Annotated in this window: 3 protein-coding genes and 2 pseudogenes; 3 read left to right on the top strand and 2 right to left on the bottom strand. The window is 41.7% G+C overall.

Translation table 11 applies throughout. From position 1 onward, the window contains the following. Nucleotides 1-97: 97 nt before the first annotated feature. Nucleotides 98-271 (bottom strand): annotated as a pseudogene (locus F6K63_RS38170) (histidine kinase dimerization/phospho-acceptor domain-containing protein); the annotation flags it as partial. Between the two features lie 75 nt (nt 272-346). Beyond that, nucleotides 347-3,910: pseudogene (locus F6K63_RS35495) on the bottom strand (PAS domain S-box protein); the annotation flags it as partial. A 961-nt stretch (nt 3,911-4,871) separates the two neighbouring features. On the opposite strand from F6K63_RS35495, the gene F6K63_RS35490 reads away from it, so the two are divergent. From F6K63_RS35490 to F6K63_RS35480, 3 genes are all read left to right on the top strand, one after another. After that, a complete protein-coding gene (locus tag F6K63_RS35490) occupies nt 4,872-6,593 on the top strand; it encodes an ABC1 kinase family protein (RefSeq protein ID WP_287314816.1) in 1,722 nt (573 codons plus the stop codon). Nucleotides 6,594-6,969: 376 nt separating this feature from the next. Further along, entirely contained in the window at nt 6,970-7,344 is a 375-nt protein-coding gene (locus F6K63_RS35485; protein ID WP_071107407.1) for a hypothetical protein, read from the top strand. A 964-nt stretch (nt 7,345-8,308) separates the two neighbouring features. Further along, nucleotides 8,309-9,070: a TauD/TfdA family dioxygenase gene (locus F6K63_RS35480; protein WP_287314814.1), complete on the top strand. Its 762-nt coding sequence runs from the start codon at nt 8,309-8,311 to the stop codon at nt 9,068-9,070. Nucleotides 9,071-9,166 lie beyond the last annotated feature (96 nt).

Here is a 9,166-nt window from a genome sequence, read left to right as displayed (position 1 = left end):
TTGTCTCCTCAAGGGGTGGGTTTTCACCACCATCCAGGAAATAGTTAGGATTTCGGGGTTATCCCCGCGAATCCCTTAACTCATACCCCTCTAGTTTCTAGAGGCTCCTAGCTAAAACGAGCCGCACACTGCTCTGAATTGTACTGAGAGACTTACGCTGCCTATCTGTAATCGAACCATACACTTCCTCTTGCAAAGCTTCTGATAAACCAAGAATAGCGTTGAGGGGAGTACGTAATTCATGACTCATGCTAGCAAGAAACTCGTCTTTGAGACGAGTAGCCCGTTCTAACTGGGCATTAGCCAGAGCGAGTCTTTGATGATTTTGCTGCATCTGCTCTTCAGCCTGTTTGCGCTGTGTAATATCTCGACAGACACGGATTAAACCACCATCCTCAAGTAACGTTAGAGAAAATTCCTCAGCAAATATGCTACCATCCTTGCGCACGGCCGTAGCTTCTCCACTCCATTTTCCTGTTTTAAACAATTGGGGAAAAACTGACTTCTCAATACGCTCAATTTCTTCTGGTGGATAAATTATATGCCATTGCCGACCCACCAGTTGATCCGGTTGAGTGTAGCCAAACAGTTCCAGGTGAGTCTGATTGAGGTAAAAGTATTCACCTGCTGGATTAACTAATGCTATGCCATCAGTAGCTGCTTCTAGAGCTGTTAACTGACTTTTGAGAGCTTCTTCTGCTTTTTTACGCTCTGAAATATCGGTGTGAGAACCTGCTATGCGATAAGGCTTACCTGTTTTATCCCACAGCGCCGCTCCACGAGTCAGCAGCCAACGGTAGGAGCCATCTTTGTGTAAAGCACGGAACTCTTCTTGATACTGAAAAAGCTTGCCCTCTAGGTAATTATTAAAACTGAGTAAGGTTTGCTCTAAGTCGTCTGGGTGAATAATCTGTGTCCAGGATTCAAACGTATTGGTAATTTCATCATCTTTATACCCCAACATACTCTTCCAACGAGGGGATAAATACATTTCACCGGTTTGGAGATTGCAATCCCAAATCCCGTCGTTTACTCCTTCTACAGCTAAAGCAAATCGCTCTTTACTATCCTGAAGTTCCTGCTGAGCCTGTTTTCGTTGTTCTTCTACACCAATAGCGCTGGCAATCAGGTTAAGCAGTTGTTTGTCTTCTGTACTTGGTTCTACCTGCTGCTGATACAAAACACAAAGGGAACCCATTACCTTTTTGTTCCATTTGACCGCAATACCGATGTAAGTACACAGATTATAAGCCGTAATGTTGGGATCAGTTTGAGCATAAGCTGTATTCTGGAGATCCTGCTTGACCACTGACTCATCAGTTCCTTGTCGGATCACGTCGTAGCAAATACGTCCTTTTGCGCTATCCATAGTCGGGTAATCTGGCGGGACTTGCCACTGTCCTAATGTCACCAGTTGATTGTATTCCAGGCAATTATAGAGAGCGAAACTAGCATTGAGTAATTGCCCACAAACGGCTACCAGATGATTAATATTTTTGTCGGGATTGCTACCAAAGTTAAGAAAGCATTCATTAAGTTTTGCCAGTCGGTCTTCAAGTTGCTTCCGATGAGTCAAGTCTCGAATAACCCCCACAATATAGGGATTATTTTTGGAATCGAAAAAACGAGTTTTTTTGGTAGAAATGAAATGAATAATACCGTTAGCATCAGTAAAGTATTCTTCATTTTCATTAACCACACCATTATTCATGACGAGTTGATCGGTTTTTCTAAAAACCTCAGCTTCTTCTGATCGGAAAAACTCATAATCTGACTGACCTAATAGTTGCTCTCTAGAATATCCGATAAACTCACAAAAGCTATCATTAAAGAATTTCCAATTATAATCTCTATCTTTTACAAAAATTGGATCAGATACTGCATTTATGATGTTATTTATAAAGTCTTTTGTTGCGGCAAGTTCTGTATTAGCTACTTCCAGTTCCAAGGCATGATTACTCAACTCTTGATTGAGCTGAGTAACTTGGGCTTCTACTTGCTTTCTCTGGGTGATATCTCGGAAATACCAGATTATAGCATAGTAATCACTAGCTTCAGACACCACAGAGCCAGAGTAACGGTCAAAAATCCGACCATCATTCAAGTAAATTTCATCACGACTTACTTCCCTGGGATGTTCAGACAGATACTTCAGCCTGTGGATAAATTCTTTGGGTTTATTTAGCTTAGATAGGACACTTTTCAAAAGTTTTTGGTCATCACCAGAGTTGAGAATCTCCTCTGGGATATTCCACATCTGACCAAAACGGCGATTGTGCCATAGGATTTTTTGGTTTTCATCAATAACTAATATACCATCAATTGATGCCTCTTGTTGAGCCCTTAACAGAAAGTTAGTTCTTTTTAGTAAATTTTCTCCCTGTTTACGCTCGGTAATATCGCGAGCAATAACACAGTTGTATTCTTGATAATTAAACTGTAAATAATTAAGCACAATTTCTACAGTAAATTCTCGCCCGTATTTAGTGCGATGTACTGAATCTTGCTTAAAAGAACCTTGCTGTTTCAGGTTTGCCCAAAACCGCGACCAGTTATCTTTTGACAGTAAGGTATCGATATCATAAACGTGCAAGGTCAGTAGTTCTTCACGGCAGTAGCCAAGGAAATCACAAGCAGCTTCATTGACATAACAAAATCCGCCATCTTGTTTTGATAAAAAAACTGCATCCCCTACCCGATCCAGAGAAAAATCGATCAGCTTTAGTGTTTCCAGAGTAAGGAGACGTTCTGCAATCTCTTGCTGCAATTGACTGTTTAGTCGTGATTGCTGAGCTGCATAACGTTCCCTTTGCTTAAAAACAGTCAACAGACTGTCAGCCATAGGATTGAAATTGATAGTAAGTTGCCCTACTTCATCTTTCGTCCACACCTCGACTCGCGCTTCCAAATTGCCAGCAGCAAATTCTTGGGTAGTTTTTTGTAGTTGCTTGAGTGGTTTAGCAATTGCTCGTCCAAGCAAGATAGCCAAGAAGACATCTGCGATTAAGGCAATAGCAAGGACGGTCAGCTCAAGTTCTAAATTATTCCTAAGAAATTGATTGAAGGAGGATCCAGTAGTTCCTCTGACTAACACTACGGTCGCTTCACTATCAAAATTAGTTAGAGCTTTAGCGACTATAGTGTAAGATTGTTTACCCAAGGTTTGCCGTGTGTAAACTACCTCTGATGTTTGGGCAACTGCTTTCTCCAACAGGGACCCGTTTACTAAATCTAAACTCGATTCCCCTTGCTCTAAATCTTTAACATCACTGTTATCCAAAGTAGCAGTGGCTAAGTTAAATTCCCCCGAACTCTGACGATAGTAGATTGCACTATAGCCTTTGTCAACCCCCCGCAGAGTGGTCTGAACTATGGGCAATTTGCCATTGACCAGGTCACCAGATACCAAGACAGCTACAATACTTCCAGTCTCTGGGTTCGTGACTGGAGTGAGTGTGTAACGAATTAGGGAGTCTTGTTCAACAAAACCATTCGGTAGCTGAGGTGACTCCTTAGCTAACTCAACCCAGCTGACAATTTGACTGGTCCCAATCGCCGTTCGATTCTGGAAAACTTGACTGACTAATTGATTAGGATTAAACCTCTCTCCTGTCCGGTCAGCGTTGGCATTAGCAATAATCTTGCCATTGGTACCTACTAAAGTCCCATATTCAATGTTGCGGGCTTTAATTTCGTTCCTCAGAACCCGTCTGACTTCAGCCTTGAGGGTTGGTTTTATGGGCTGACCAGAATGATCAGCGATCGCAGCAGCAATGATGGCAGCATTATCGGCTTGACCACGGAAGCCCAGCTTAGTTTGCTCAATTTGAGAATTGTAGTTGGTCTCGGTGATTGCTAATTCAGACTCAGCTTGGTCTCGTAGTTCGATTTGCCCTCCTGTTAGGATCATTGAAGCAGCGACGCCGAAGAATCCAATCAGAGAAATTAGCTCAGAGGCAAACAAACCAGTAAGCAGCTTACTACTTAGTGGTAAGTTATAAAACCACTGTAGGCAGCCTAACCGAATGTCTTGGGAAGGGTTAGGGAAAGATGGAGAATCTTGCATAATCCAGGGAAAGTTGCTTGCTGGCAAAGCATTTTCGTGCGTCTGTAACTGGTATCCAATCCGGTAGTGCCGATTTGCTGCGGGCAATCGTGGAAACAGCATAGTGTAGATAAATCAACGTAGATAAATCAACAGATTGCCCATGCTTGTTCGCTACGATACCACCGGAATCGATATGACACCATTGTTGCTTTGTTGATTTAGCCCCGTCATGGAGGATTCTGCTGAAGTTTTAATTTAAAGACTGTCGGTGATAACACGGAAATAACAGCTGAAATCTCAAGCTAGAGCCTCGGTTAATGTAATAATAGAAGTTGACAAATTTATAGATATATGCATCAAGAGGTGCGACCCGTGGCGAATTTAATTCCCCAGTTCAGGAAATGGGCAAGTTTCTGGTGTAGGTTTCTATGGGACTCTCTATTGTCCTGGTAGCAAAACCTGCCCTAAACCCTCTATTGGACTTAAAGTGAGATCTTGCACCATTGTCATTCATCCTAGGGTGGGCAGTGCCTACCAACGTGGTTTGCAAGCTTCATTATCTGTCTGATGCACTGCCCACCCTACATGAACTAAACTATTGGACTTAAAGTGAGATCTTGCACCATTGTCATTCATCCTAGGGTGGGCAGTGCCTACCAACGTGGTTTGCAAGCTTCATTATCTGTCTGATGCACTGCCCACCCTACATGAACTATTGGACTTAAACACCGAGTTATTGTATATGTACTTGTGTATACTTATTTAATAAAAAGCAAAAGATAGATAAAAAACTATAAATTTATTAGAGAGGCCTATACTCAGCGTGAGTCAGCATCAACTTGTATCTCCTGAACAGCGGTCTAATGAACCCCAAAGGTACTATGATCCACAAGCGATCGCGCGCTACTACCGTTCCAGACCTTGGGTAGTGATTTGGCGTTGCCTGAGGATTGTCTGGGGTTTCGCTAGCTTTGTTTTTAGTTTTAAGTTAGACCAATGGGGCAACCGGACTGAGCAAAATAAGTTAAAACGAGCCACACAGCTACGGGAACTTCTGACTAACCTCGGTCCAACCTTTATTAAAGTCGGACAAGCTCTTTCCACCCGCCCTGACTTGATTCGGCAAGATTTTCTAGATGAACTGATCAAACTACAAGACCAGCTACCTCCCTTTGACAATGCGATCGCATTGTCCATAATCGAGCAAGAGTTAGGGCGCTCTATCCAAACACTCTTTAGCCAAATTTCCCCAAGACCTGTAGCAGCCGCTAGTCTCGGTCAAGTCTATCGCGCTAAACTTCACACTGGTGAAGAGGTGGCGGTTAAGGTACAACGTCCTAATTTACGCCCTATCCTCACCCTAGATCTTTATTTGATGCGCTGGGCAGCTAGCTGGATTGCTCCCTGGTTACCACTCAATCTCGGTCATGACCTAACTTTGATTGTAGATGAATTTGGCACTAAGCTCTTTGAGGAGATTAATTATCTCAATGAAGGTCGCAATGCCGAACGGTTTGCTCTAAACTTCCAAGACGACCCCACTGTGAAGGTTCCAGCAATATACTGGCGCTACAGCAGTATCCGTGTGCTGACCCTAGAGTGGATTGATGGCTTCAAGTTAACAGACACAGAACGTATTGAAGCCGCAGGACTAGACACCGCAACCTTGATTAAAACCGGTGTCACCTCTGGTTTACGTCAGTTGTTAGAGCATGGCTTTTTCCATGCTGATCCTCATCCAGGTAACTTATTTGCCCTTCCGGATGGACGCATGGGCTATATTGACTTTGGTATGATGGATCAGTTAGATCAGGACACCAAAGAAACTCTTGTCAGCTGTGTCGTTGATCTAATTAATAAAGATTATCAATCATTAGCCCAGGCTTTTGTTAAATTAGGTTTCCTAGCACCCAACACAGATATCCAGCCGATTATCCCAGCCTTAGAAGCAGTGTTGGGAGAAGCAATGGGTGAAAGTGTCGGAGATTTCAACTTCAAGACGATCACAGATCAGTTCTCAGAGTTGATGTATGACTATCCTTTCCGGGTACCAGCCAAGTTTTCCTTAATTATCCGTTCTCTGGTGACTCAGGAAGGACTCGCACTGACCTTAGATCCGAATTTCAAAATTGTCGAGGTTTCCTACCCCTATGTAGCTCAGCGTCTGCTTACCGGTGAAACCCCACAAATGCGGCGGCGTTTGATTGAGGTGTTGTTCAAAGACGGTAAATTCCAGTGGGAACGACTGGAAAATATGATTGCGATCGCTCGGTCTGATCAGAACTTTGATTTGCTCCCAACCGCTCAACTTGGTTTGCAGTATCTCTTGTCTGAGGAAGGTCAGTTTCTGCGACGTGAACTGTTGTTAGCGTTAACCGAAGATGACCAACTCCATGGAGCAGAAATTCAGAGTCTGTGGAACTTAGTCAAAGATGATTTACCACCAGGACGTTTATTCAATGTAGCTTTGAATGCACTAAGTACTATTTCCAGTGATGGGATTGGGGCTATTTTACCAAAAGCTCCTGCTGTTACTAGCAAATAGTATCTCAGAGCAACTGGCCTATAAGGATATTCCTGATCATGACTACATACTACTGACTATTGACTACTTGTTGTTATTGTAATTAACGCTGGTTGCCAACCGCTTAAAATTTGGTGGGGTTATAGCGCGGATAAAAATTATTGCTGCGCCTAACCCACCTTATGAAACGATAAGATGATATTGAACACAACTACCGGATAGCATTCGCCGCTTTAGCAATCCGTGTCGGAATTGTGATAATTTTTGATGGCATATTCCCTACTCCCTGTTCCCTGTTCCCTGTTCCCTATTCCCTATTCCCTTTGCTATTGGATAAGGTGTCATTCTTTGTCATAATCTTCACAGGCAGTAAAACCATGAAGATTAGGAGTTATTTGTGTATAATTTTTGGCCAGACCCACCGTATTTTTTGTTAATTTTTGGTTTGTTTGCTGGGATTACCTGTGGGCTAGCTTTTGAAGCTACACTCAAAGAAAAAGTACAGGAATGGTATAAGACCAAATCCAGTCAAACCCTGGCTGAAATTAAAGGAATCCAGTTACTGCTCCCATTTCTGGGAATTGCTGTTGGGATTTGCCTGTTTCTAGCCTCTGGGTTAGGAATTTTTGCCTTGCCTTATTGGTTGTGTTACTCAATCTCCATACCTATGACCTTATTTATTAGTGGGCTAGTTTGGTCACAACTCGGTAACGTGTTGATTCAGTTAGAGCGAGGTGGTTCCAAAGCTCTAGATTTAGATTCCTGGGAATAGATATAAACCGGCTAATCAGCTATCAGTTGTCAGTTATAGCGCTACGCGCAATGGCTTTAGGAATCCCCCCTAACCCCCCTTATTAAGGGGGGCGGGCAAGAGGCAAGAGTTTACTACAACAGCGCAGGTGAGCTTGACCCATTAAGAATTTAATTTCGACACGGGCCGCACTTTTTCAGCTTGTATCAATCTCCGAACCTTAATGAGTAGTGCTATATTAGCTTATGGGCTACGCGCACGCTACGCGAACAGCTTTCTGCATATGCGCTATGGGCATATGCAGGGTAAGCTCATCTAAATTCGTATCATAAACTACAGATAAAAGTTTTTTGATAGTATCACAAACCTAAAATAGGCTGGGTCAATGTCAATAATAACTATTTATTCTCAATAATTTCGAGAGGAGTGAGAATGTGATTTGAGAAATCTGAAAAATCCTAATCGTCATCGCAATTGTTTCTTCTTTCTTGTTCAAAATACGTTGAAAGTTCCGCTTAAGTAGAAGATATGTACTGATTTATACCTCAATTTTTTTCAATCTTCATAAAAATTGGTTTAACTAGATTTTTTTCAGTTATAATTTCTACCAAATTAGATGAGCTTACCCTGGATAATGGCTGACGATCGCGCTTAACTAAGTGCCATTCCCTTATATCGAACTCAGGTACGGAAGAGGCGTGTTTCTTTGACAATCAATGGTAATATAATAAATGATATCCCCTTGCTTAATCTTGGGGCACTCAAACTGAATATTTAAAACCCAGTCCCATTGTCAGTTTGGTTGAGTGATGGGAGCTGGGTGCATCAAAACACATAATGCATCTCCAATTTGGCAAATCCATCGCTCAAACTAACGAGAAGAATAGGGTTTCAAAGCATAAATTGAAAGTGTTATGTTCAAAAATGGTATGTTCTCCGGTTAAAGAGATACAATGTTACTCGTTGTTGACAAAAAAAAACTGACATGAAGAAAGTCCTAAAGAAAGAATTCCAAGTTAAATCTGTATCATTATCTGGTAAAAATGTAGAAATAGTTTGGCAGGATAATTGCAAGAGTTCATTTGACCTGAATTGGTTACAAATGTCCACACGCAGCAGTAAAAAATTTTCTGCTGACTCCTATGAATATACTGACTGCCCAATATATAATACATTTCAAGAAGTTGCTGTGGATAAAGTTCAACTAAGCAACAATAAAATTTTGATTGATTTAGGAAGTGGTATAGAGGAAATCGATGCTTCTTGGTTACGTGCTCAAGATGCTACTGTATCGTATTCTTTACCGGCTTTCGAGGATAAAGTTCAATGGTCTAACTCATTTAGTATCCTAGAACATTCATACGATGAGGCAATTGAATCCAATCAGTGGATTAGTGACTTAGATAAGTTTGGTATAGTAACAATTAAAGGTGTAAGTCCAGATGATCTAGAGGAAAAACTTGACAAAATTACTAAGAAAGTCGGTGTGTTACGGAGAAGATTCCACCCTACAGATATTAACGTAATAGAACCAAAACCTAATAACATAAGCCTAGATAAAGCATATACTGGTGGAACTCTTGAGTATCATACCGATGCTCCTTATTATGATTTACCGCCCAAAATAGCATTTCTTGCCTGTAAAAAACTTGAAGGAGAGCCTCCCATAAATTACTTCTGCGATGGGTTTAAAGCTGCATCTGAATTGAAAGAAACCTGGGGGGGCGACATGAGAGCTAAAAAGTAGACTGTATAAGCTTCATAGCTCTCATACCTCGTAAATAATTATCGAGCTTATGACGACTTAAACGCATCAAAGCATAAACTAATTCCCAACATTTAT

Origin of the sequence: Moorena sp. SIO1G6, assembly GCF_010672795.1 — a bacterium.
Classification (GTDB): domain Bacteria; phylum Cyanobacteriota; class Cyanobacteriia; order Cyanobacteriales; family Coleofasciculaceae; genus Moorena; species Moorena producens.
The sequence above is the reverse complement of the archived record's forward strand: the minus strand, read 5'-3'. Positions and strand labels throughout refer to the sequence as shown.

What these genes read in the sequence shown, in the direction of transcription:
- F6K63_RS35480 (WP_287314814.1), top strand. Translation starts at nt 8,309, where the DNA reads ATGAAGAAAGTCCTAAAGAAAGAATTCCAAGTTAAATCTGTATCATTA.